This window comes from Streptomyces sp. NPDC086023 (genome assembly GCF_044540325.1).
GTDB lineage: Bacteria > Actinomycetota > Actinomycetes > Streptomycetales > Streptomycetaceae > Streptomyces.
In genome coordinates, this window is sequence record NZ_JBITRX010000010.1 from 307,990 (window position 1) to 329,485 (window position 21,496).

19 protein-coding genes are annotated in these 21,496 nt (G+C 71.5%); 14 read left to right on the plus strand and 5 right to left on the minus strand.

Features of this window, described 5'->3' with window-relative positions:
* The first annotated feature begins 10 nt into the window (after window positions 1-10).
* The 4 genes from ACIF6F_RS21720 to serA all read left to right on the plus strand — a co-directional run bounded on the left by ACIF6F_RS21720 (window position 11) and on the right by serA (window position 5,454).
* Window positions 11-1,891: an acetolactate synthase large subunit gene (locus ACIF6F_RS21720; protein WP_399948907.1), complete on the plus strand. Its 1,881-nt coding sequence runs from the start codon at window positions 11-13 to the stop codon at window positions 1,889-1,891.
* 28 nt (window positions 1,892-1,919) lie between these two features.
* Window positions 1,920-2,444 carry an acetolactate synthase small subunit gene (gene ilvN, locus ACIF6F_RS21725; RefSeq protein ID WP_399948909.1) on the plus strand — a complete coding sequence of 175 codons (525 nt, stop codon included), beginning with the start codon at window positions 1,920-1,922 and terminating at the stop codon, window positions 2,442-2,444.
* A 157-nt stretch (window positions 2,445-2,601) separates the two neighbouring features.
* Window positions 2,602-3,603 carry a ketol-acid reductoisomerase gene (ilvC, locus tag ACIF6F_RS21730; RefSeq protein ID WP_399948911.1) on the plus strand — a complete coding sequence of 334 codons (1,002 nt, stop codon included), beginning with the start codon at window positions 2,602-2,604 and terminating at the stop codon, window positions 3,601-3,603.
* A gap of 261 nt (window positions 3,604-3,864) precedes the next feature.
* A complete protein-coding gene (gene serA, locus ACIF6F_RS21735; protein WP_399948913.1) occupies window positions 3,865-5,454 on the plus strand; it encodes a phosphoglycerate dehydrogenase in 1,590 nt (529 codons plus the stop codon).
* 88 nt (window positions 5,455-5,542) lie between these two features.
* On the opposite strand, the gene ACIF6F_RS21740 is transcribed toward serA, so the two are convergent.
* Entirely contained in the window at window positions 5,543-7,081 is a 1,539-nt protein-coding gene (locus ACIF6F_RS21740) for an MFS transporter (RefSeq protein WP_399948915.1), read from the minus strand.
* Window positions 7,082-7,166: 85 nt separating this feature from the next.
* On the opposite strand from ACIF6F_RS21740, the gene ACIF6F_RS21745 reads away from it, so the two are divergent.
* Together ACIF6F_RS21745 and ACIF6F_RS21750 are read left to right on the plus strand one after the other, a co-directional pair.
* The gene (locus ACIF6F_RS21745) at window positions 7,167-7,742 is read left to right on the plus strand and encodes a TetR/AcrR family transcriptional regulator (protein ID WP_399948917.1); all 576 of its coding nucleotides are present in this window, start codon (window positions 7,167-7,169) and stop codon (window positions 7,740-7,742) included.
* Between the two features lie 126 nt (window positions 7,743-7,868).
* Window positions 7,869-8,744: a hypothetical protein gene (locus ACIF6F_RS21750; RefSeq protein ID WP_399948919.1), complete on the plus strand. Its 876-nt coding sequence runs from the start codon at window positions 7,869-7,871 to the stop codon at window positions 8,742-8,744.
* Between the two features lie 246 nt (window positions 8,745-8,990).
* Here ACIF6F_RS21750 and ACIF6F_RS21755 read toward each other — a convergent pair whose 3' ends face one another.
* On the minus strand, window positions 8,991-10,400 hold the full coding sequence (locus ACIF6F_RS21755; protein ID WP_399948921.1) for a PucR family transcriptional regulator: 1,410 nt from the start codon (window positions 10,398-10,400) through the stop codon (window positions 8,991-8,993).
* Between the two features lie 186 nt (window positions 10,401-10,586).
* Between ACIF6F_RS21755 and ACIF6F_RS21760 the strand changes: the two genes are divergently transcribed.
* Both ACIF6F_RS21760 and pruA read left to right on the plus strand, forming a co-directional pair.
* Window positions 10,587-11,513 (plus strand): proline dehydrogenase family protein, encoded by a 927-nt coding sequence (locus ACIF6F_RS21760; RefSeq protein ID WP_399948923.1) that lies wholly within the window; start codon window positions 10,587-10,589, stop codon window positions 11,511-11,513.
* Window positions 11,514-11,533: 20 nt separating this feature from the next.
* On the plus strand, window positions 11,534-13,165 hold the full coding sequence (pruA, locus tag ACIF6F_RS21765; protein WP_399948925.1) for an L-glutamate gamma-semialdehyde dehydrogenase: 1,632 nt from the start codon (window positions 11,534-11,536) through the stop codon (window positions 13,163-13,165).
* Window positions 13,166-13,378: 213 nt separating this feature from the next.
* Here the strand turns inward: pruA and ACIF6F_RS21770 are convergent, their stop codons facing one another.
* Window positions 13,379-14,080 carry a nitroreductase family protein gene (locus ACIF6F_RS21770; protein WP_399948927.1) on the minus strand — a complete coding sequence of 234 codons (702 nt, stop codon included), beginning with the start codon at window positions 14,078-14,080 and terminating at the stop codon, window positions 13,379-13,381.
* An 88-nt stretch (window positions 14,081-14,168) separates the two neighbouring features.
* On the opposite strand from ACIF6F_RS21770, the gene ACIF6F_RS21775 reads away from it, so the two are divergent.
* Both ACIF6F_RS21775 and ACIF6F_RS21780 read left to right on the plus strand, forming a co-directional pair.
* A complete protein-coding gene (locus tag ACIF6F_RS21775; protein WP_399948930.1) occupies window positions 14,169-14,705 on the plus strand; it encodes a GNAT family N-acetyltransferase in 537 nt (178 codons plus the stop codon).
* Between the two features lie 26 nt (window positions 14,706-14,731).
* A complete protein-coding gene (locus tag ACIF6F_RS21780) occupies window positions 14,732-15,571 on the plus strand; it encodes a hypothetical protein (RefSeq protein ID WP_399948932.1) in 840 nt (279 codons plus the stop codon).
* Window positions 15,572-15,595: 24 nt separating this feature from the next.
* On the opposite strand, the gene ACIF6F_RS21785 is transcribed toward ACIF6F_RS21780, so the two are convergent.
* On the minus strand, window positions 15,596-17,626 hold the full coding sequence (locus ACIF6F_RS21785; protein ID WP_399948934.1) for a phosphocholine-specific phospholipase C: 2,031 nt from the start codon (window positions 17,624-17,626) through the stop codon (window positions 15,596-15,598).
* Between the two features lie 255 nt (window positions 17,627-17,881).
* Here ACIF6F_RS21785 and ACIF6F_RS21790 point away from each other — a divergent pair, with 255 nt between their 5' ends.
* From ACIF6F_RS21790 to ACIF6F_RS21805, 4 genes are all read left to right on the plus strand, one after another.
* Window positions 17,882-18,235 (plus strand): VOC family protein, encoded by a 354-nt coding sequence (locus ACIF6F_RS21790; protein ID WP_399948936.1) that lies wholly within the window; start codon window positions 17,882-17,884, stop codon window positions 18,233-18,235.
* Between the two features lie 403 nt (window positions 18,236-18,638).
* Complete coding sequence (locus ACIF6F_RS21795) at window positions 18,639-18,767, plus strand: hypothetical protein (RefSeq protein WP_399948938.1); 129 nt, start codon at window positions 18,639-18,641, stop codon at window positions 18,765-18,767.
* Window positions 18,768-18,854: 87 nt separating this feature from the next.
* Window positions 18,855-19,895, plus strand: a complete 1,041-nt coding sequence (locus ACIF6F_RS21800; RefSeq protein ID WP_399948940.1) for a 3-isopropylmalate dehydrogenase — start codon at window positions 18,855-18,857, stop codon at window positions 19,893-19,895.
* 237 nt (window positions 19,896-20,132) lie between these two features.
* The gene (locus ACIF6F_RS21805; RefSeq protein WP_399948942.1) at window positions 20,133-21,218 is read left to right on the plus strand and encodes a branched-chain amino acid aminotransferase; all 1,086 of its coding nucleotides are present in this window, start codon (window positions 20,133-20,135) and stop codon (window positions 21,216-21,218) included.
* An 86-nt stretch (window positions 21,219-21,304) separates the two neighbouring features.
* Here ACIF6F_RS21805 and ACIF6F_RS21810 read toward each other — a convergent pair whose 3' ends face one another.
* Complete coding sequence (locus tag ACIF6F_RS21810) at window positions 21,305-21,478, minus strand: hypothetical protein (protein WP_399948944.1); 174 nt, start codon at window positions 21,476-21,478, stop codon at window positions 21,305-21,307.
* Window positions 21,479-21,496: the final 18 nt, after the last annotated feature.

The window sequence follows — 21,496 nt, forward strand, 5'->3', positions numbered from 1 at the left end:
GAGATTGCCGATGACCGAGCAGGCCACCGGGGCCCACCATCCGCAGCCGCGGGCCCGTACCGGAGGACAGCAGACCGCTGCGATCGAGCACGTCACGGGTGCGCAGTCCCTCATCCGTTCTCTCGAAGAGGTGGGGTGCGACACCGTCTTCGGCATCCCGGGCGGCGCCATCCTCCCCGCGTACGACCCGATGATGGACTCCAAGAAGGTCCGTCACATCCTGGTCCGCCACGAGCAGGGCGCGGGCCACGCCGCCACCGGTTACGCCCAGGCGACCGGCAAGGTCGGCGTCTGTATGGCGACCTCCGGCCCGGGCGCGACCAACCTGGTCACCCCGATCGCCGACGCGCACATGGACTCCGTCCCGCTCGTCGCCATCACCGGCCAGGTCTCCTCCAAGGCGATCGGCACCGACGCCTTCCAGGAGGCGGACATCGTCGGCATCACGATGCCGATCACCAAGCACAACTTCCTGGTCACCAGGGCCGAGGACATCCCGAAGACGATCGCCGAGGCCTTCCACATCGCCTCCACCGGCCGTCCCGGCCCGGTCCTGGTCGACATCGCCAAGGACGCCCTCCAGGCGCAGACGACCTTCAGCTGGCCGCCGTCGCAGGACCTGCCCGGCTACCGGCCGGTCACCAAGCCGCACGCCAAGCAGATCCGCGAGGCCGCGAAGCTGATCGTCCAGGCCAAGCGCCCGGTCCTGTACGTCGGCGGCGGCGTCATGAAGTCCGGCGCGACCGCCGAGCTGAAGGTCCTCGCCGAGCTGACCGGCATCCCCGTCACCACCACTCTGATGGCGCTGGGGTCCTTCCCCGACACCCACCCGCTGCACGTCGGCATGCCCGGTATGCACGGCGCGGTCACCGCCGTCACCGCCCTCCAGAAGGCCGACCTGCTGGTCGCGCTGGGCACCCGCTTCGACGACCGCGTCACCGGCAAGCTGGACAGCTTCGCCCCCTTCGCCAAGGTCATCCACGCGGACATCGACCCGGCCGAGATCGGCAAGAACAAGCCGGTCGACGTCCCGATCGTCGGTGACGCCCGCGAGGTCATCGCCGACCTGATCCAGGCCGTCCAGGCGGAGCACACCGAGGGCCACACCGGCGACTACTCCGCCTGGTGGAACGACCTCAACCGCTGGCGCGACACCTACCCGCTGGGCTACGACCTGCCCGAGGACGGCATGCTCTCGCCACAGCAGGTCATCGAGCGCATCGGCCAACTCGCGCCCAAGGGAACGATCTACGCGGCGGGCGTCGGCCAGCACCAGATGTGGGCCTCGCACTTCGTCAACTACGAGGAGCCCCGCACCTGGCTGAACTCCGGCGGCGCCGGAACCATGGGCTACGCGGTCCCGGCCGCGATGGGCGCCAAGGTCGGCCGGCCGGAGCGCACCGTCTGGGCCATCGACGGTGACGGCTGCTTCCAGATGACGAACCAGGAGCTCGTCACCTGCGCGCTGAACAACATCCCGATCAAGGTCGCGATCATCAACAACGGTGCGCTGGGCATGGTCCGCCAGTGGCAGACGCTGTTCTACAACCAGCGGTACTCCAACACCGTCCTGCACGCGGACGAGACCGGTCACGAGACGGTCGGCTCCCAGCTGGGCGAGTCCGTCGCGCCCCGTAAGGGCACCCGCGTCCCGGACTTCGTCAAGCTCTCCGAGGCCATGGGCTGCGTCGCCCTGCGCTGCGAGGACCCGGCCGACCTGGACACGGTCATCGCCGAGGCCAACGCGATCAACGACCGTACGGTCGTCATCGACTTCATCGTCCACGAGGACGCCATGGTCTGGCCGATGGTCGCCGCCGGCACCTCCAACGACGAGGTCATGGCCGCCCGGGGCGTCCGTCCCGACTTCGGCGACAACGAAGACGACTGAGCGAAGAGCGAAAGAGAGAACGACTCACATGTCCAAGCACACGCTCTCCGTCCTGGTCGAGAACACGCCCGGCATCCTGGCCCGGATCGCCGCCCTGTTCTCCCGCCGCGGCTTCAACATCGACTCCCTCGCGGTGGGTGTCACCGAGCACCCCGACATCTCCCGCATCACGATCGTCGTGAACGTCGAGGACCTCCCGCTGGAGCAGGTGACCAAGCAGCTCAACAAGCTGGTCAACGTCCTCAAGATCGTCGAGCTGGAGCCGTCCAACGCGATCCAGCGCGAACTGGTCCTGGTGAAGGTCCGCGCCGACAACGAGACGCGCTCGCAGATCGTCGAGATCGTCCAGCTGTTCCGCGCCAAGACGGTCGACGTCTCCCCGGAGGCCGTCACCATCGAGGCCACGGGCGGCGCCGACAAGCTGGAGGCCATGCTCAAGATGCTGGAGCCGTTCGGCATCAAGGAGCTCGTCCAGTCCGGCACGATCGCCATAGGGCGTGGCGGACGGTCCATCACGGACCGCAGCCTGCGGGCCCTCGACCGCAGCGCCTGATCCCCGCGCGCCCCTCCGCGAGCGCCGAACCCGCGGCTCGCCGGGTGCCCTGACGGGCGCCCGGCCCCCCGAGCCCGTATACCGAGACCGGTAGACCCGTACTTCCCTCCCCGCCGTACGGTGGGACGCAACGCACCAAGACCAAGGAGATTTTCCAGTGGCCGAGCTGTTCTACGAGTCCGACGCCGACCTGTCCATCATCCAGGGCCGCAAGGTCGCGGTCATCGGCTACGGCAGCCAGGGCCACGCCCACGCGCTGTCGCTGCGTGACTCCGGCGTCGACGTGCGCGTGGGCCTGCAGGAGGGCTCCAAGTCCAAGGCCAAGGCGGAGGAGCAGGGTCTCCGCGTGGTCTCCGTCGCCGAGGCCGCGGCCGAGGCCGACGTCATCATGATCCTGACCCCGGACCCGATCCAGGCCCAGGTCTACGAGGAGTCCATCAAGGACAACCTGAAGGAGGGCGACGCGCTCTTCTTCGGCCACGGCTTCAACGTCCGCTACGGCTTCATCAAGCCCCCGGCCAACGTCGACGTCGCCCTGGTCGCCCCGAAGGGCCCGGGCCACCTGGTCCGCCGCCAGTACGAGGAGGGCCGCGGCGTTCCGTGCATCGCCGCCGTCGAGCAGGACTTCACGGGCAGCGCCTTCGCCCTGGCCCTGTCGTACGCGGCCGGCATCGGCGGCACCCGCGCCGGCGTCATCAAGACCACCTTCACCGAGGAGACCGAGACCGACCTGTTCGGCGAGCAGGCCGTCCTCTGCGGTGGCGCCTCCGCGCTCGTCAAGGCCGGCTTCGAGGTCCTGACCGAGGCGGGCTACCAGCCGGAGATCGCGTACTTCGAGTGCCTCCACGAGCTGAAGCTGATCGTGGACCTCATGTACGAGGGCGGCCTGGAGAAGATGCGCTGGTCGGTCTCCGAGACCGCCGAGTGGGGCGACTACATCACCGGCCCGCGCGTGATCACCGACGCCACCAAGGCCGAGATGAAGAAGGTCCTCGCGGAGATCCAGGACGGCACCTTCGCCAAGACCTGGATGGAGGAGTACCACGGCGGTCTGAAGAAGTACAACGAGTACAAGGACGCCGACTCCGAGCACCTGCTGGAGACCACCGGCAAGAAGCTGCGCAAGCTCATGAGCTGGGTGGACAGCGAGGAGAGCTGATCCTCCGCGGCGGGGCCGGGACGTGTCCGTCCCGGCCCCGCCGTGCCGGAATGTGGACCTCCCGTAGCGTGGCTTGTCCACGCCGTCCAACCACGGACGGGTGATCCTTCCGGACAGGCGGAAAACGATCCGGCTTCCGCCACTACACTTCTCAACACATACGCGTCAGGCCCACAGTGTCGTGCGTCTTCCACGCGGCTACCCCCTCCACCGCATGCGGCCGTCGGGACGGCCGTCCGCACTGGATTTGTGAGGACCCACGTGAGCTCGAAACCTGTCGTACTCATCGCCGAAGAGCTGTCGCCCGCCACGGTCGACGCGCTCGGCCCTGACTTCGAGATCCGCCACGTCAACGGTGCCGACCGCGCGCAGCTGCTGCCCGCGATCGCGGACGTCGACGCGATCCTGGTCCGCTCCGCCACCAAGGTGGACGCCGAGGCCATCGCGGCCGCCGGGAAGCTGAAGGTCGTCGCCCGCGCCGGTGTGGGCCTGGACAACGTCGACGTGTCCGCCGCCACCAAGGCCGGCGTGATGGTCGTGAACGCCCCGACCTCCAACATCGTCACCGCCGCCGAGCTGGCGTGCGGCCTGCTGGTCGCCACCGCGCGCAACATCCCGCAGGCCAACACCGCCCTGAAGAACGGCGAGTGGAAGCGCAGCAAGTACACGGGCGTCGAGCTCAGCGAGAAGACCCTGGGCGTCGTCGGCCTCGGCCGTATCGGCGTCCTGGTGGCCCAGCGGATGTCCGCCTTCGGCATGAAGGTCGTCGCGTACGACCCGTACGTGCAGCCCGCGCGCGCCGCCCAGATGGGCGTCAAGATGCTGACGCTGGACGAGCTCCTGGAGGTCGCGGACTTCATCACGGTCCACCTGCCCAAGACCCCCGAGACCATCGGTCTCATCGGTGACGAGGCGCTGCACAAGGTCAAGCCGAGCGTCCGCATCGTCAACGCCGCCCGCGGCGGGATCGTCGACGAGGCCGCGCTGTACTCGGCGCTCAAGGAGGGCCGCGTCGCCGGCGCCGGCCTCGACGTGTACGCCAAGGAGCCCTGCACGGACTCCCCGCTGTTCGAGCTGGACCAGGTCGTCTGCACCCCGCACCTCGGCGCCTCCACGGACGAGGCCCAGGAGAAGGCCGGCATCGCCGTCGCCAAGTCGGTGCGCCTGGCCCTCGCCGGCGAGCTCGTCCCGGACGCGGTGAACGTCCAGGGCGGCGTCATCGCCGAGGACGTCCGTCCGGGCCTGCCGCTCGCCGAGAAGCTCGGCCGCATCTTCACCGCCCTCGCGGGCGAGGTCGCGGTCCGCCTCGACGTCGAGGTCTGCGGCGAGATCACCCAGCACGACGTGAAGGTGCTCGAACTCTCCGCGCTCAAGGGTGTGTTCGAGGACGTGGTCGACGAGACCGTGTCCTACGTCAACGCCCCGCTGTTCGCGCAGGAGCGCGGCGTCGAGGTCCGCCTGACCACCACCTCGGAGTCTCCGGACCACCGGAACGTGGTGATCGTGCGCGGCACCCTCTCCGACGGCCAGGAGGTCTCGGTCGCCGGTACCCTCGCGGGCCCCAAGCACCACCAGAAGGTCGTCGGCGTCGGCGAGTACGACGTGGACCTCTCGCTCGCCGACCACATGGTCGTGCTCCGCTACCAGGACCGCCCGGGTGTCGTCGGCACCGTCGGCCGGATCCTCGGCGAGGCCGGTCTGAACATCGCGGGCATGCAGGTGGCGCGCGCGGAGGAGCACGGCGAGGCGCTCGCGGTGCTGACCGTGGACGACACCGTCCCGCCGGCCGTGCTGGCGGAGATCTCCGAGGAGATCGGTGCCACCTCGGCCCGCTCGGTGAACCTCAGCTGAGCGACCGTCCGACCTGACACGAGAAGGGCCCGGGTTCTCCCGGGCCCTTCCGCTTTCCCCGCGGGCGCGGGGTCGGTGCGTACGGGGATCAGCGCGCTGCACCGGCCGGTGCGGGTTCGCCCGCCGGGGGCCGGGGGGCCGGGGTGCCGGCCGCCCGGCGGAGCAGGGCCGGGGCCAGCACCGCGCCGGCGAGCAGCAGCGCCGTACCGCCGATGGCGGCGTACTGCATGCCGTGAACGAAGGCGGTGCGGGCGGCCGCCAGCAGGGCCTCGCCGGACTCCCCGCCGAGCTGTCCGGCGGCGGCCACCGCGCCGCCCAGGGTCTCCCGTACCGCAGGGGCGGCGCCGTCCAGGTCGGCCCGGTAGACCGCGGTGCCCAGGCTGCCCAGCGCGGCCATGCCGAGGGCGCCGCCGAACTCCTGGCCGGTCTCCAGCAGCGAGGCGGCCGAACCGGCCTTCTCGGCGGGGGCGGCGGCCAGCGCCAGGTCGGAGACCAGGGCCATGACGGTGACCATGCCCGAGGCGAGGACCGCGGCGCCGGTCAGCATGAGCCACAGGGAGTCGGTGCCGACGAGGCCCAGCAGGGCGAAGCCGGCGGCCGCGATGACGAACCCGCCGGCCACGACGTAGGCGCGGTTCACCTTCCGGCTGATCGCGGTGGCGGCGGGAGCCGCGGCGCCGACCGCCACCGAGGGCGCCAGGCTCCACAGGGCCGCCTCCAGCGCGCCCATGCCGAGCACCGACTGCAGGTACTGCGTGGTGAAGTAGGCGGAGCCCATCATCGCGAAGGTGGCAAGGGTGTTGAGCGCGACGCCGGCGCCGAAGCCGCGGCCGCGGAACAGCGCGCGGCTGATCATGGCGTCCTCGCGACGGCGCTGCCGCAGGACGAAGAGGGCGCCGACCGCGAGGCCGGCGGCGACGCAGGCGGCGTACCCGGCGGCGAAGCCCTCGGCGGCGATCTCCTTGAGCCCGTAGACGACCGGCAGCACGGCACCCGCGGAGAGCGGGACGCTCACGAGGTCGAAGCGGCCGGGCTCGGGGTCCTTGAACTCCGGTACCAGGACCGGGACCAGGACCAGCAGCAACGCCATCGCGGGCACGTTGACGAGGAAGACCGAGCCCCACCAGAAGTGGTTGAGCAGCAGGCCGCCGAGGACCGAGCCGAGGGCGATACCGCCGGCCATGGCGGCGGACCAGATCCCGATGGCCTTACTGCGCTGGGCGTCGTCCCGGAACATGTTCCGCACCAGCGCCATGGTCGAGGGCATGAGGGTGGCCCCGCCGATCCCGAGCAGGACGCGGGCGGCGATCAGCATCTCGGCGCTGTGGGCGTACGCGGCGCCGACGGAGGCCAGGCCGAATGCGGCGGCGCCCGCCAGCAGGAGCCGGCGGCGGCCGATGCGGTCGCCGAGGGAGCCCATCGTGATCAGCAGGCCGGCGAGGGCGAACCCGTAGCTGTCGAAGATCCACAGCTGTTCGGTGGCCGTGGGGGCGAGATCCCGGGAGATGGCCGGGACGGCGAAGTAGAGGACGGAGACGTCCATGGAGACCAGTAGCAGGGGCAGCAGGAGGACGGTGAACGCGGTCCACTCCTTGCGCCCGGCGAGGTGAGCGGCGGGGTTCGTCATGACCGCCAATGTACAGACGTCATAAACGCTTGTCTAGAACGCTTGTTTATGACGCTTGTACGGAAGCGGCGCTAGGCTCTGTCTCATGGGACACCGCGAAGATCTGCTCGAAGGCGCGAAGCAGTGCCTGCTGGAAAAGGGGTTCGTCGGAACGACGGCGCGTGACATCGTCAACGCGTCCGGCGCGAACCTGGCCTCGATCGGCTACCACTACGGCTCGAAGGACGCCCTGCTCACGCAGGCGTTCATCGCGCTGATGGAGCAGATGGGGGAGGGCTTCGACCCGGCGGGGGAGGGCGCGGACGGCTCGCTGGAGCGGTTCCGGGCCGTCTGGGAGAACGTCCTGCGCCGCGAGGAGGAGAGTCGGCCCGTCTGGTCGGCCAGCATGGAGGTCGCGCTGCACGGCGAGCGGATGCCGCAGCTGCGCGAGCTGCTCGCCGCCTCGCAGTCGGAGGGTCGCAAGGGGCTGGTCTCGATGTTCACCGGCGTCCCGGAGGACGAGCTGGAGGAGTCGGACCTGCGGACGCTCGGCGCCTTCTACCAGGCGCTGCTCAACGGGCTGATGCTCCAGTGGGTGTTCGACCCCGCCTCGGCCGCCACGGCGGAGGACCTCACGGAGGGCATGCGCCGGGTGGCCGAAGGGGTGGTGGGCAAGGGCTGACGTCCCGGACCGGTCGGGGGTGGCGAGCCGGTCGGTGCCTCCGTCCTCCGGGGAACCGGCCGCCCCCGGGGCGCGTCACAGCGGCGACCCGGACCGGCCGGTCCGGGCGCGGTGGAGGGGGAGACCATGCGGCGGTTGGTGTGGTTCGGCGCGGCGGTGGCGCTGCTCGCGGGCTGTTCGGCCCCGGGCGGGAGCGTGGAGGACAGGCCGGGGCCCGTCCCCGACCCGGCCGACCGGTCCAAGGCGGTGGCCGACGCCTGGGACGGGTCGCCCGCGGCCCGCGCCTGGCGGGAGGGCTTCTACCCGCTGGAGCCGCTGACCCGGCTGCCCGAGGACGCCTGGCACAGCGGGGCCGACAAGGAGGCCTGGCTCCAGCACCGGCTGGTCTGGCGGTCGAACGTCATCGCGGACATACCGTCCACGGCGCCGGTGAAGTGGGCGGACGGCAAGACCCTCGACCTGCGGCTGCTCGACCCGCGGCAGGCGCTGCCGATGGACCCGGCGGCCGAGCAGGGCGGCGAGGGCCCGCCGCCGCTGAAGATCACGGCCTGGCGGCACGGCTCGCTCGACATGGTCACCAGCCGCGGTCGCGCCACCGTCCCCGCCTGGCTGTACACGATCGAGGGGTACGCCACCCCGGTCGCCCGGGTCGCCGTCGCCGAGTCGGCGCCGCCGAAGAACCCGATCGGCCCACAGGCGGAGATCGCCCCCAACCTGTCGCTGGAGGGCGTCTCCGCCGACGGCACCGTCCTCACACTCAGCGCCGGGCACGGCGCGTGCGACGCCGGCGCGAAGGTCGACGTGCTGGAGTCGGCGGAGACGGTGGTGCTGGCGGGTTCCGTGAAGCCGGGGCCGGACCCGGGCGGGGCGTGCACCGCGCAGCTGCTGATGCAGACGGTCACCGTACGCCTGGCCCGCCCGCTGGCCGCCCGGGTGCCGCTCGACGCGCTCACCGGTGGGCCGGTCATGTTCCAGGGGCGGCAGCGCGAGTCCGGCGACTGAGATGCGGGGCGCCCGGCGGCGGGCGTCCGGCGACCGTGGCAGGGCGGTCGGCGTCCGGTGACCGTGGCGCGGCGGTCGGCGTCAGGTGTCCGGCGGCGGGGTCGTGCGGACAGGGTGGCCGCATGGCCGCATGGGCGCTTGCCGAAGCGCGCAGCGTCATGCGCGGGGTGGCTGCGCGAGAGCGGCGGCATGCCGTGCGCGCGAGCCGTGCGGCCGGGTGGCCGGGCGTGCCGTGCCGTCGCGCCGTCAGGGGCGGAGCCGGGCCGCCTTCAACGCCATGTGCAGCAGCAGCCGGTCCTCGCCCTCGTCCAGGTCGAGCCCGGTGAGCTGCTCCACGCGCGAGAGCCGGTAGTACAGGGTCTGCCGGTGGATGCCCAGGGCGGCCGCCGCGCGCCCCGCCTGGCCGGCGCAGTCGAGGAACACCTCGGCCGTGCGGGCGAGTTCGGGGTTGGCCGGGCTGAGCAGCACCCGGGTGGCCGGGTCGTCGGCGCGCTCCGCGGGCAGCGCCGCGAGCATCCGGTACGGGCCGATCGCCGACCACTCCGCCACCGGCCCCAGCCGCGGCTGCGCCACCGCCGCCCGCGCCGCCGCCGAGGCCTGCCGCCAGGCACCGGCCAGTTCGCCGAGGCCCCGCACCGGGGCGGACACCCCCGCGGCCCGGGCGCCCGTACCGGCCCCGGCGCCCCGGCCGTCGCCGCCCGCCCGCCCGGCCCCGGCAGCCTTCACTCCGCCGGCAGCCTTCACACCGCCGGCACCCTTCGCGCCCCCGGCACCCGTACCGCCGCCCGGGACCGCAACGCCCGCCGACCGGCCGCCCGGTGCCGCACCGGCAGCCGCACCCGTACCGCCCGCGCCCCCCGGTAGCAGCCGGCCGGCCGCGTTCACCGCGGGCCCCAGCGCCTCCGGCGTCCGCAGCCTGACCAGCAGCGCCAGCGCCCGGTCGGCGGCACCGCCCCCGGCCGGGAGTTCGCCGTCCCCCGGCCGCGTCCCGTCCGCCCCCGGCCCGGCCCCGGCGGACTCCGGCGCCCCAGGACCCGGCGCCGCGCACACCGCGGCCACCCCCGGCACCGACTGGGGCACCTCGCCCGGCCAGGGGGCCACGCACACCACCACGTGCAGCCCGTCCGCCCCGGGCCCGAGGGCCGCCCGCAGCGCGGCCACCGCCATGTCCCGCTGCCACCCGCGGCCGGCCGTCAGCACCGCCCGGAACTCCCGCGAGAGGTCCGCACCCGCCTTCGCCTCGTCGGCCAGCAGCACGCCGATCCGCTCGCACACCTCCATCGCCGCGGCCAGCTGCTCCGAGTCGGGCCCCGGCTCGGCGTCCAGCAGCCACACGTACCCGTGCACGATCCCGCGGTGCCGCACCGGCAGGCAGATCCGCCCGCGGAACACCCCCGCGTCGGGGGCGGCGGGGATCCGCACCGGGCCGGTCGCCCGGGTGATGCCGAACCCCTCGAACCAGCTGCGCACGGCCGCCGTGGACTGGCGGGTCAGGATCGACCGGGTGCGGACCGGGTCCATCGCCAGGTCGTCGTCGCTGTCGTGCGCGCCGAAGGCGATCAGCCGGAAGTCCCGGTTCTCCAGGGTCGCCGGGGCGCCGAGCAGCGCCGAGATCTCGTCCACCAGATCCTGGTAATCGCCCTTCACGCGAGCCATTCTCCCACCCGGACCGGCCTGCTTCAGACATCTGTATGAGATCGCGGCCACGGATGCGTGACAGCTGTCGATGGCCGAGGATCGAGACGGTCCTTAGGTTTCACGGTGGTTTTACTTGCGTTCCTTTTACGGCCACTGCCCCGGCGGGCGGTGACCTGTCTTTCTGCCACCCGTTGGAGGTGCCCCGTGCTGGGTCCCGTGATCCTCGCCGCTTCCCGCAGCGACAAGATGCGCAAAATCGTCTCTGCTGCTCCGGTGACCAAGCCCGTGGTGAACCGGTTCATCCCCGGGGAGACCGTCGACCAGGTCATCCCGATCGTCGTGGACCTCACGCAGAAGGGCCTGGAGGTCACCCTCGACGTCGTCGGCGAGGACATCACCACCGTCGAGCAGTCGTACGCCGCCCGTGACGCGTACCTGGAGCTCATCGAGCACCTCAAGGAGCTGGAGCTCGGCGAGACCGCGGAGATGTCGGTCAAGCTCTCCATGTTCGGCCAGGCGCTGGAGGGCGGCCACGAGCTCGCGCTCGCCAACGTCCGCCCGGTCGTCGAGGCCGCCGCCGCGATCGGCACCACCGTCACGCTGGACGCCGAGGACCACACCACCCTCGACTCGATGTTCGCCATCCACGAGGAGCTGCGGAAGGACTTCCCGCAGACCGGCTGCGTCATCCAGGCCTACCTGTTCCGCACCGAGGCCGACGCCCGCCGCCTGGCCGCCGCCGGCAGCCGCGTCCGCATCGTGAAGGGCGCCTACAAGGAGCCCGCGTCCGTCGCGTACCAGGACAAGGCCGAGATCGACAAGGCGTACGTCCGCATCCTCAAGATCCTCATGGAGGGCGAGGGCTACCCGATGATCGGGTCCCACGACCCGCGGCTCATCGCCATCACCCAGGAGCTCGCGCGCCAGGCCGGGCGCAAGCTGGACGAGTACGAGTTCCAGATGCTCTACGGCATCCGCAGCGAGGAGCACCTCCGGCTGGCCGCCGAGGGGCACCGGATGCGCGTCTACACGGCGTACGGCACCGACTGGTACGGCTACTTCATGCGCCGCCTGGCCGAGAAGCCGGCCAACCTCCTCTTCTTCGTCCGCTCGATGATCACCAAGAACTAGGTCAAGGAGTTACCAGTCCCATGGACGCAGTGACCCAGGTCCCCGCGCCGGTCAACGAGCCGGTCAACAGCTACGCCCCCGGCAGCCCGGAGCGTGCCCGTCTCGAGGCCAAGCTCAAGGAGCTGTCCGAGAACCCCATCGACCTCCCGATGACCATCAACGGCGAGAAGCGCATGGGCGGCGGCGAGCGTTTCGACGTCGTGCAGCCCCACGACCACAAGTCGGTCATCGGCACGTACGCCAACGCCACCACCCAGGACGCCCAGGACGCCGTCGACGCCGCTCTGGCCGCCGCCCCGGCCTGGCGCGCCATGTCCTTCGACGACCGCGCCGCGATCATCCTGCGCGCCGCCGAGCTGCTGTCCGGCCCGTGGCGCGAGACGCTGGCCGCCTCCACCATGCTCGGCCAGTCGAAGACCGCGCAGCAGGCCGAGATCGACACCCCCTGCGAGCTCGTCGACTTCTGGCGCTTCAACGTCCACTTCGCCCGGCAGATCCTGGCCGAGCAGCCGGTCGCGAACTCCGCCGGCGTGTGGAACCGCAGCGACCACCGCCCGCTGGAGGGCTTCGTCTACGCGATCACGCCGTTCAACTTCACGGCCATCGCGGGCAACCTGCCCACCGCCCCCGCCCTCATGGGCAACGTGGTCGTGTGGAAGCCGTCCCCGACGCAGACCCACGCCGCCGTGCTGCTGATGCAGCTCCTGGAGGAGGCGGGCCTGCCCAAGGGCGTCATCAACCTGGTCACGGGCGACGGCATCGCCGTCTCCGAGGTCGCGCTGAACCACCCCGAGCTGGCCGGCATCCACTTCACCGGCTCGACCAAGACCTTCCAGTACCTGTGGAAGACGGTCGGCAACAACATCGAGAAGTACCGGTCCTACCCGCGCCTGGTCGGCGAGACCGGCGGCAAGGACTTCGTCGTCGCGCACCCGTCCGCGGACCGCGCGATCCTGAAGACCGCCCTGACCCGCGGCTCCTTCGAGTTCCAGGGCCAGAAGTGCTCGGCCTCCTCCCGCGCCTACATCCCGGCCTCCATCTGGAACGACGGCTTCAAGGAGCAGTTCGCGGCCGAGGTCGACGGCATCACCATGGGTGACGTCCGGGACCTGTCGAACTTCATCGGCGCCGTCATCGACGAGCGTTCCTTCGCGAAGAACAAGGCCGCGATCGACCGCGCGAAGGCCGACCCGACCTGCACGATCGTCGCCGGCGGCACGTACGACGACTCCGAGGGATACTTCGTCCGCCCGACGGTCATCGAGTGCACCGACCCGGAGAACGAGGTCTTCACGACCGAGTACTTCGGCCCGATCCTCGCGATCCACGTGTACGAGGACGACAAGTACGACGAGATGCTCGCGCAGATGGAGAACGTCTCGGCGTACGCCCTGACCGGCTCCGTCATCGCGCAGGACCGCTACGCGGCCGCCGACACGATGGAGAAGCTCCGCTTCGCCGCGGGTAACTTCTACATCAACGACAAGTCGACCGGCGCCGTGGTCGGCCAGCAGCCCTTCGGCGGCGGCCGCGCCTCCGGCACCAACGACAAGGCCGGCGCCGCGTCCAACCTGCTCCGCTGGACCTCGACCCGCTCCATCAAGGAGACCCTGGTCCCGCCGACCGAGTACGGCTACCCGCACATGGGCTGACCCCCCACGGGTCACCCCAGGGGCTGACGCCCCCAGAACCCCGCCCCCGTTCCGGTACCCCCAAGTCCGGAGCGGGGGCGGTTTCCATTTCCTGCGCGGGGCGGGTCAGGAGACCACGTCGGTGTACGAGCCGCCCCGGACCACCATCGCCGCGCCGGTCGCGTCGACCGCCAGCCAGGTCCCGTGTGAGCCACGGCCGATCCCAGCCGCCGCTCAGACCTCGGTCATCACCTGGTCCAGGGACTTCCGCACCAGGTCGGGCACCTGGCAGTCGTCCGCGGGGTAGCCGACCGGGATCACCGCGAAGGCCTTCTCGTTCTCCGGCCGGTTCAGGACGTGCCCGAGGAAGCGCATCGGGCTCGGGGTGTGGATCAGGGCGGCGAGGCCCGAGAGGTGGAGGGCGGTCAGCAGCATGCCGACCGCGATGCCCACGGACTCGTCCACGTAGTAGTGCTTGCGCTTGGTGCCGTCCGGTCCGAGCCAGTACCGCTGCTGGAACACCACGATCAGCGCCGGCGCGTCCGTGAGGTGGGTCTTGACGGCGTCCGTGCCCAGTGGGCGCAGGGCGGCCAGCCACTCGTCCCCGAGCCGGCCGTCGTACGAGATCTGCTCCTCCTGCTCGGCGGCGGCCCGGATCTGCTGGCGCACCTCCGGGTCCTTGACCAGCACGAAGGTCCACGGCTGCTGGTGCGCCCCGGAGGGCGCGGTCGCCGCGCAGGCGATGGCGTCGCGGACCACCTCGTCGGGGACCGGGTCGGTGGAGAACCGCCGGACCGTGCGCCGCTCGTTCATGCGCGTCCGCAGGCGCGCTGCCTCGGCGACCGACTCCGCCCGCGGCATCCGCTCGGGCCGGTAGGGGACGGGGTGGTAGGGCTGCCCGTGCGTGGGCGTCCACGGCTGCGTAGTAGGCGACATGACCTTGAGTCTCGGGTCCCGGACCTCGGGAACGCGCGCCCCTTTCCGGCCTTTCCTGGCGGCCCGCACGCGCTGGTAGCGTCCTGATGTGGACATCGTCACCGCGCACACCTCGCAGCTGCCGGACGCCGAACTGGCCGAGGTCCGGGAGCTGTTGACCGTCGCCTTCGAGGGCGACTTCTCCGACGAGGACTTCGAGCACGGGCTGGGCGGCATGCACGTGCTGGTCCGGGAGGGCGGCGCGCTGGTGGGCCACGGCAGCGTGGTGCAACGCCGGGTCGTCCACCGGGGGAGGGCACTGCGCACCGGGTACGTGGAGGCCGTCGCGGTACGGGCGGACCTGCGGCGGCGCGGGATCGGCGGCCGCGTGATGGCCGGGCTGGAGGAGGTGATCGGGCGGGCGTACGTGCTGGGCGCGCTGTCCGCCTCCGAGGAGGGCGCCGGACTGTACGCGGGACGCGGCTGGCGGGCGTGGCCCGGGCGGATCGGGGCGCTGGGACCCGGAGGGCCCGTACGGCTGCCGGAGGAGGAGGGGTCCACGTACCTGTGGACGCCGCCCGGCGGGGCCGTGCCCGACCCCGCCGGGGAGCTGTGGTTCGACTGGCGGGACGGCGACGTGCTGTGAGCGGCCAGCCGGTCTAGGCTCGGCCCGTGGGGCAACCTGAGCAGCACGTCGAGGGCGTGGGACCCTTCGCCACCCGGGTCAGCTGGCCGCTGCCCGAGGGCGGCACGGCGGTCTGGGAGTCGCGGCCGGCCCGGCGGCGAGGGGCGCTGGCCATCCGTGCCTCCGCTGCGGATGCCGCCGTGCAGGCCCGCGCCGACGAGGTCGCGATCGGCCGTCTGCGCAGGCTCAACGCGCTGGCCGCGACCGCCTTCGTCATCGGTGGGGCCCTGTTCGCGGCCGGTGCCGGCGTCGCCCTGTTCGGGTCGGGCGACGCCTTGGAGAGCGTCTCGATCTACTTCGCGGGCGGCCTGTTCTTCAACACCGGCGGCTACGCCTCGCTCCTGCAGGTGGTCAACGCCCCCCGCCACCGGGTCGGCGACCGGGGCCTGGTCACCGGCCGCTGGCGGTGGTGGAGCTTCGAACCGATGCGGCTGGACTGGCTGAGCGCCTTCCTCCTCTTCACGGGCACGCTCGTGTTCGGCGTGAACCTGGTGGACTCGTTCCTGCACGGGCTGAGCGTGCAGGAGGTCAACCGGCTGGTCTGGGTGCCAGACGTGGTGGGCTGCGTGCTGTTCCTCGTCTCCGGGCACCTGGCCCTGATGGAGGTCTGCCACGGCCGGATCCGGGTCCTGGCACGGGACCTGGGCTGGTGGATCGTCGCCGTGAACCAGCTCGGTTCCGTGCTCTTCATGGTCTCGGCCCTGGCCGCGTTCACCCATCCGGCCACCGGCAGCATGGTGAACGTCAACCTCTCCAACTGGGGCACCTTCACGGGCGCCCTGTGCTTCTCCGCCGGCGGGGTCCTGCAGTTCTTCGAACGCCCGTGAGCCCCGCCGGGGAGAGACCACGGCTCAGCCGCTGACGCTCGGCGCACCCGTCTCGATGTGCCCGGTGTAGCGGCGGGACCAGCTGCCGTCGGAACCGGCGAGGACGGTGAAGTCGTACCAGCCGCCGGTGTAGGCGACGGCGTTGAAGTAGTCCTCGGTCGAGCCGCCGGCCGGGACCGTGTAGGTCCAGGGTCCGTCGGAGCGGTAGTTGTTGGAGCGGATGGTGAAGGACGCGGCGGCCGGCGAACGGTTCGTGATCTTGAAGTAGACGGCGAGCTTGCCGGTGCCGGGCTCGACCGCGTAGCGCGCCGCCACCTCGTAGTCCCTGCCCGCCTTGTTCGTGTCGCCGATGAAGCGGCGCAGGAAGCGGTTCGGGCCCGTCATCGAGATGTCGTACTTGCCGGAGCCGCTGCCCAGGCCGATCTGGAACCAGTCGGTGGCCGTGCCGCCCGGGTCGACCGTGTACTGCCAGGCCGTGGTGTCGCGGTACTGGTGCGGGTGGATCGAGAAGTGCGCGGCGCTCGTGGCCTGCGGGCCCTGGTTCGTCATCGAGAACCAGGCGGTGATCTTTCCCATGGTGCCGAACTCGAAGCGGTCCAGGTTGCCGTTGACCTGGTACGGCAGGGCGCGGGCGGGACGGGTGCCGGGCTCGGGCGACGGCAGGGCGTTGTCCTGCGGTGCCGGGTTGGGCAGCGGGCCGCAGGTGCCCATGCCGATGATCTCGTCGGTGGCCGGGAGGCCGGCCGGGACGCCGTACACGGGGCGGGTGAAGTCGAAGACGCCGGTCAGGTCGCCGGTGACCCTGCGGCGCCAGGCGCTGATGTTCGGGCAGGTGGCGGGCGTGCCGAGGGCCGCGGTCCAGGTCTCCAGGAAGCGCAGGACGGAGGTGTGGTCGAAGACCTCCGAGCTGACCCAGCCGCCGCGGGTCCAGGGCGACATCACCAGCATCGGGACGCGGAAGCCGAGGCCGATCGGGACGCCGTCGACGTACTCGCCGGGGGTGCCGGGCGGGGCGACGGGCGGCGGCACGTGGTCGAAGAAGCCGTCGTTCTCGTCGTAGTTGAGGAAGAGCACCGTGGAGTCGAAGACCTCCGGGTTCGCGGCCAGCGCGCGGTAGACCAGGTCCACGAAGTGCGCGCCGTCGGCGGGCGGGGCGTACGGGTGCTCGCTGAAGGCCTGGTTGGACACCACCCAGGAGACCTGCGGGAGGGTGCCGGCGACCGCGTCGGCCCGGATGGCCGCGGCGATGTCGTCCGGCGTGGAGCCGGTGACGCGGGGGACCGAGGCCATGCCCTTGTCCCACAGCGGGTTGCCGGGCCGGGCGTCGGTGAACTTCTTGAAGTAGGCCAGGCCGTTGTCGCCGTAGTTGTCCTGGGCGTTCTGGTACACCTTCCAGCTCACCCCGGCGCGCTCCAGCGCCTCGGCGTAGGTCTCCCAGGTCAGCCCGGACTCCTCGCCGCCGTCCTTGCTCGCGGCGTCGATCCTGCCGCTCCAGAGGAAGGTGCGGTTGGGTCCGGTGGCGCTGAGGGCGGAGCAGAAGTACGCGTCGCAGATGGTGTAGTGGTCGGCGAGCGCGTAGTGGAAGGGGATGTCGCCCCGGTCCAGGTAGCCGAGGGTGCGGGTGTTGCCCACGCCGGTCACCCAGTTGTCGAGCCGGCCCTTGTTCCACGCGGCGTGCTGCGAGGTCCAGCTGTGCGGCAGGTCGCCGTTGCACTGGGCGAGCGTCTCGCCGTCCGCGCCGCCGGCGTCGGGGGTGGCGCTGAGTTTCCACGGGTACTGGCGGCCGCCCCAGTTGGGCTGGTTGAACATGCCCCAGCCGCCGGGGAGGTTGACCGCGGCCCGGTCGCCGAAGCCGCGTACGCCCTTCAGCCGGCCGAAGTAGTGGTCGAAGCTGCGGTTCTCCTGCATCAGTACGACGACGTGCCTGACGTCCTTGACGGTGCCGGTCGCGGCCTGCGCGGCCGCCGAGGCGGACCCCGCGGCCGCGGGCACCGCCGCCCCGGCCACGAGCCCGGCCCCGATCCCGACGAATCCCCTGCGGCTGATGGGAGTCATGCCCCGCCCTTCGCGTCACACGTGCCCCAGTGGCACGACGAGGCAAGGGTGAGGGCCCGGACATTAAAGGTCTAGATCCGTGCAGTAATGCGTCGGTTAACTTCGCGTGGCGGATGCCGGGCGGGCTGTCAAAGGCGTTGGAACGTCAGGGTTGTCACCGCTCCGTACCGCTCCCGAGGAATTGGTGTGATTGCGAACCAATATGCCTGCCGAAATCCGCGTGCCCCCACGGCCCGGCCGGTCTAAGCTCGCCGGATGACCTTGGAATGGGAACAGGTAATCGTTCACTCGGAAGACCCGGCGGCCCTGGGCCAGTGGTGGGCCGACGCGCTCGGCTGGGTCGTCGTGTACTCCTCGGACGACGAGTTCGAGATCCGCCCGGCACCGGACCGGATGCCGGGGCTGGACTTCGTCCGCCTCGCCGAGAGCAAGAAGGCCAAGAGCCGGCTGCACCTCGACTTCCGGCCCGACGACCAGGAGGCCGAGGTGGCCCGGCTGGTGGCACACGGCGCGCGGCGCGTGGACATCGGCCAGGGGGAGCAGTCCTGGGTCGTCCTGGCCGACCCCGAGGGCAACGAGTTCTGCATCCTCGGGCAGCGGCGTCCGTAACACCCGGCCACGTCGGAGACGTCACCGGGCCGGCCCCCTCGGCGGCCGGTCCGGAGCGTGGGATACGGCACCGTGCCGGAACCGGGTGCCGATCCGGCCGGAAGTGCTCTGACCAGGCATTTCGGCCCTCGGAGAGGGGTGTGGCGGAGGCGTCGGAGGCGTCCTTCCGGGCGGTTCGCCGTCTCAGATAGTAGGAAGTCCGAGTAATTGCGGAGACATACAGCCCGACCTGTCCTAGCTTTGTAGAAGCCGAACGTCTCGCTGATCCGGCGAATGGCGGCCGTGAGCGCGCGCCCCGCGCAGGCAACCCCTGCGGCGCACTGCTCCCCGCCCCTTCCGGCGCCTTGAAGGAACCCCTCATCCGCGGCCCGTGTCGCGCCGTGATCTCAAGGAGTCGATCACCATGCACACCACCACCCCCGCCCGTCGCGTCCGCCGCTCCTCCACCGGCGAGGCCGACCGCAAGAACGCCGCCGCCGCCCTGCAGCGCGCCCTCGACCGCCGTGACAACGGCGGCTCCACCGGCCACTGACCGCGAGAGGCCGCCCCCCTGACACGCCGCTCGTCCATCATGTGGACGTGACGTGTCAGGGGCTGGGACAGGGAGTACGGTGCCGACATGGCGCACAGCATCAATCTCGCAGTGATCCCCGGCGACGGCATCGGTCAGGAGGTCGTGGCGCAGGGCCTGAAGGTCCTCACCGCCGTCCTCCCCCAGGACGTCAAGCTGGAGACCAAGCAGTACGACCTCGGCGCCCAGCGCTGGCACCGCACCGGTGAGACCCTCCCGGACGCGGAGCTGGAGGCGCTCAAGCAGCACGACGCGATCCTGCTCGGCGCCATCGGCGACCCCTCGGTCCCCTCCGGTGTCCTGGAGCGCGGGCTGCTGCTCAAGCTCCGCTTCGCCTTCGACCACTTCATCAACCTGCGGCCGTCGAAGCTGTTCCCGAACACCGCCACCCCGCTGGCCGGCCGCCCGGACATCGACTTCGTGGTCGTCCGGGAGGGCACCGAGGGCCCGTACACCGGCAACGGCGGCTCGCTGCGCACCGGCACGCCCGCCGAGGTGGCCACCGAGGTCAGCGTCAACACGGCGTACGGCGTGGAGCGCGTGGTGCGCGACGCGTACGAGCGGGCCAACTCCCGCCCCCGCAAGAAGCTCACGCTCGTCCACAAGAACAACGTCCTCGTGTACGCGGGCCACATGTGGAAGAACATCTTCGACAAGGTCGGCCAGGAGTACCCCGAGGTCACCACCGACTACCTGCACGTCGACGCCGCGACGATCTTCTTCGTCACGCAGCCCGAGCGCTTCGACGTCATCGTCACGGACAACCTCTTCGGCGACATCCTCACCGACCTGGCCGCCGCCGTCACCGGTGGCATCGGCCTGGCCGCCTCCGGGAACATCAACCCGACCGGCGCCTTCCCGTCCATGTTCGAGCCCGTCCACGGCTCGGCCCCGGACATCGCGGGCACCGGCAAGGCCGACCCGACCGCGACGATCCTCTCCGTCGCCCTCCTGCTGCGCCACCTCGGCTACGAGGCCGAGGCCGTCCGCATCGAGGACGCCGTCTCCGCCGACCTCGCGGAGCGCGACGGGACCTTCCGGTCCACGGACCGCATCGGCGACGCGCTCGCCGCGCGAGTAGCCGGCTGACCCGGCGCTCGCACACCAGGCGAACGGCCGCCGGGTCGCTCCTTTCGGAGCCCCCGGCGGCTTCTCTTGCGCGGTCCGGGGGTGCCACCATCTCCCCTGGACCGCTTTCACCCGTTTCTCCGAAGCACGCCTCCGCGCGATAATCGAACGTGGGGCCGCGCCATGCGGGGAAGCTCGGACGTCCTAGCACGGCGTGAGCGCGGTCCGTCACACACAACCGGTGAAGGACTAGCACTCATGACGACGCCCACGATCGAGCTCAAGCCCTCCTCGAACCCGCTGTCCGCCGCGGAGCGCGAGGCGATCCTGGCCAGCCCCGGATTCGGCCGCCACTTCACCGACCACATGGTGACGATCAAGTGGACCGAGGGGCGCGGCTGGCACGACGCGGAACTCGTTCCGTACGCCCCGCTGTCCATCGACCCGGCGAACATGACCCTGCACTACGCGCAGACGATCTTCGAGGGTCTCAAGGCCTACCAGCAGCCCGACGGCACCGTCGCCACGTTCCGCCCCGAGGCCAATGCCGAGCGCTTCCAGGCCTCGGCCCGCCGCATGGCCATGCCCGAGCTGCCCACCGAGCTGTTCATCGCGGCCTGCGACGCCCTGATCCAGCAGGACCGCGCCTGGGTGCCCTCCTCCGGCGAGGCCTCCCTCTACCTGCGGCCCTTCATGTTCGCGACCGAGGTCGGCCTGGGCGTCCGCCCGGCCAACGAGTTCCTCTTCATGGTCATCGCCTCCCCGGCCGGCGCCTACTTCCCCGGCGGCGTGAAGCCGGTCTCCGTCTGGCTCTCCGAGGACTACGTCCGCGCGGTCAAGGGCGGCACCGGCGCGGCCAAGACCGGCGGCAACTACGCCGCGTCCCTCGTCGCCCAGGCCGAGGCCGCCCGGCACGGCTGCGACCAGGTCGTCTGGCTGGACGCCGTCGAGCACCGCTGGATCGAGGAGATGGGCGGCATGAACCTGTACTTCGTGTACGGCGACCGCATCGTCACCCCGGAGCTCACCGGCTCGCTGCTCCCCGGCATCACCCGCGACTCCCTCCTGAAGATCGCCCGCGACCTCGGTTACACCGCCGAGGAGGGCCGCATCTCCACCGAGGACTGGAAGCGCGACAACGAGAACGGCACCCTGACCGAGGTCTTCGCCTGCGGCACCGCCGCGGTCATCACCCCGGTCGGCTCGGTCAAGTCCAACGGCGCCGACTGGACGCAGGGCAACGGCGAGCCCGGCGAGGTCACCATGAAGCTGCGCAAGGCGCTGCTCGACCTCCAGACCGGCCGGACCGCCGACACCCACGGCTGGATGCACCCGCTCGGCTAGCCGGACGGGCCTTCAGGGTCCCGGACGGCACGCAGGCCCCCGCGCGCACCGCGCGGGGGCCTGCGTCGTACCCGGGGCCGGCCGGGTCAGTGCCCGGGCCCGCCCGTGTCCTGTCCCTTGCCCTCGGCCTCGTCCTCGTTCGCGGACTTCGCGCCGCTCTCCGGGGTCCCGCCCCCGGTCGCGAAGGCGTCGCCCACGACGTACGCCAGCTCCGCCACGCCCCTGGCGACCTTGCCCACCACGTACGCCAGCTCTTCCACTGTGCTTCCCCCTGCTCC

Bases quoted from the DNA above. Each gene is read 5' to 3' on its own strand.
- ACIF6F_RS21750 (WP_399948919.1), top strand. From the start codon at position 7,869: ATGCGGCGGTTGGTGTGGTTCGGCGCGGCGGTGGCGCTGCTCGCGGGC.
- ACIF6F_RS21790 (WP_399948936.1), top strand. From the start codon at position 17,882: ATGACCTTGGAATGGGAACAGGTAATCGTTCACTCGGAAGACCCGGCG.
- ACIF6F_RS21800 (WP_399948940.1), top strand. From the start codon at position 18,855: ATGGCGCACAGCATCAATCTCGCAGTGATCCCCGGCGACGGCATCGGT.
- ACIF6F_RS21785 (WP_399948934.1), bottom strand. From the start codon at position 17,626: ATGACTCCCATCAGCCGCAGGGGATTCGTCGGGATCGGGGCCGGGCTC.
- ACIF6F_RS21805 (WP_399948942.1), top strand. From the start codon at position 20,133: ATGACGACGCCCACGATCGAGCTCAAGCCCTCCTCGAACCCGCTGTCC.
- ACIF6F_RS21745 (WP_399948917.1), top strand. From the start codon at position 7,167: ATGGGACACCGCGAAGATCTGCTCGAAGGCGCGAAGCAGTGCCTGCTG.
- ACIF6F_RS21795 (WP_399948938.1), top strand. From the start codon at position 18,639: ATGCACACCACCACCCCCGCCCGTCGCGTCCGCCGCTCCTCCACCGGC.
- ACIF6F_RS21740 (WP_399948915.1), bottom strand. From the start codon at position 7,081: ATGACGAACCCCGCCGCTCACCTCGCCGGGCGCAAGGAGTGGACCGCG.
- pruA (WP_399948925.1), top strand. From the start codon at position 11,534: ATGGACGCAGTGACCCAGGTCCCCGCGCCGGTCAACGAGCCGGTCAAC.
- ilvN (WP_399948909.1), top strand. From the start codon at position 1,920: ATGTCCAAGCACACGCTCTCCGTCCTGGTCGAGAACACGCCCGGCATC.
- ACIF6F_RS21720 (WP_399948907.1), top strand. From the start codon at position 11: ATGACCGAGCAGGCCACCGGGGCCCACCATCCGCAGCCGCGGGCCCGT.
- ACIF6F_RS21770 (WP_399948927.1), bottom strand. From the start codon at position 14,080: ATGTCGCCTACTACGCAGCCGTGGACGCCCACGCACGGGCAGCCCTAC.
- ACIF6F_RS21755 (WP_399948921.1), bottom strand. From the start codon at position 10,400: ATGGCTCGCGTGAAGGGCGATTACCAGGATCTGGTGGACGAGATCTCG.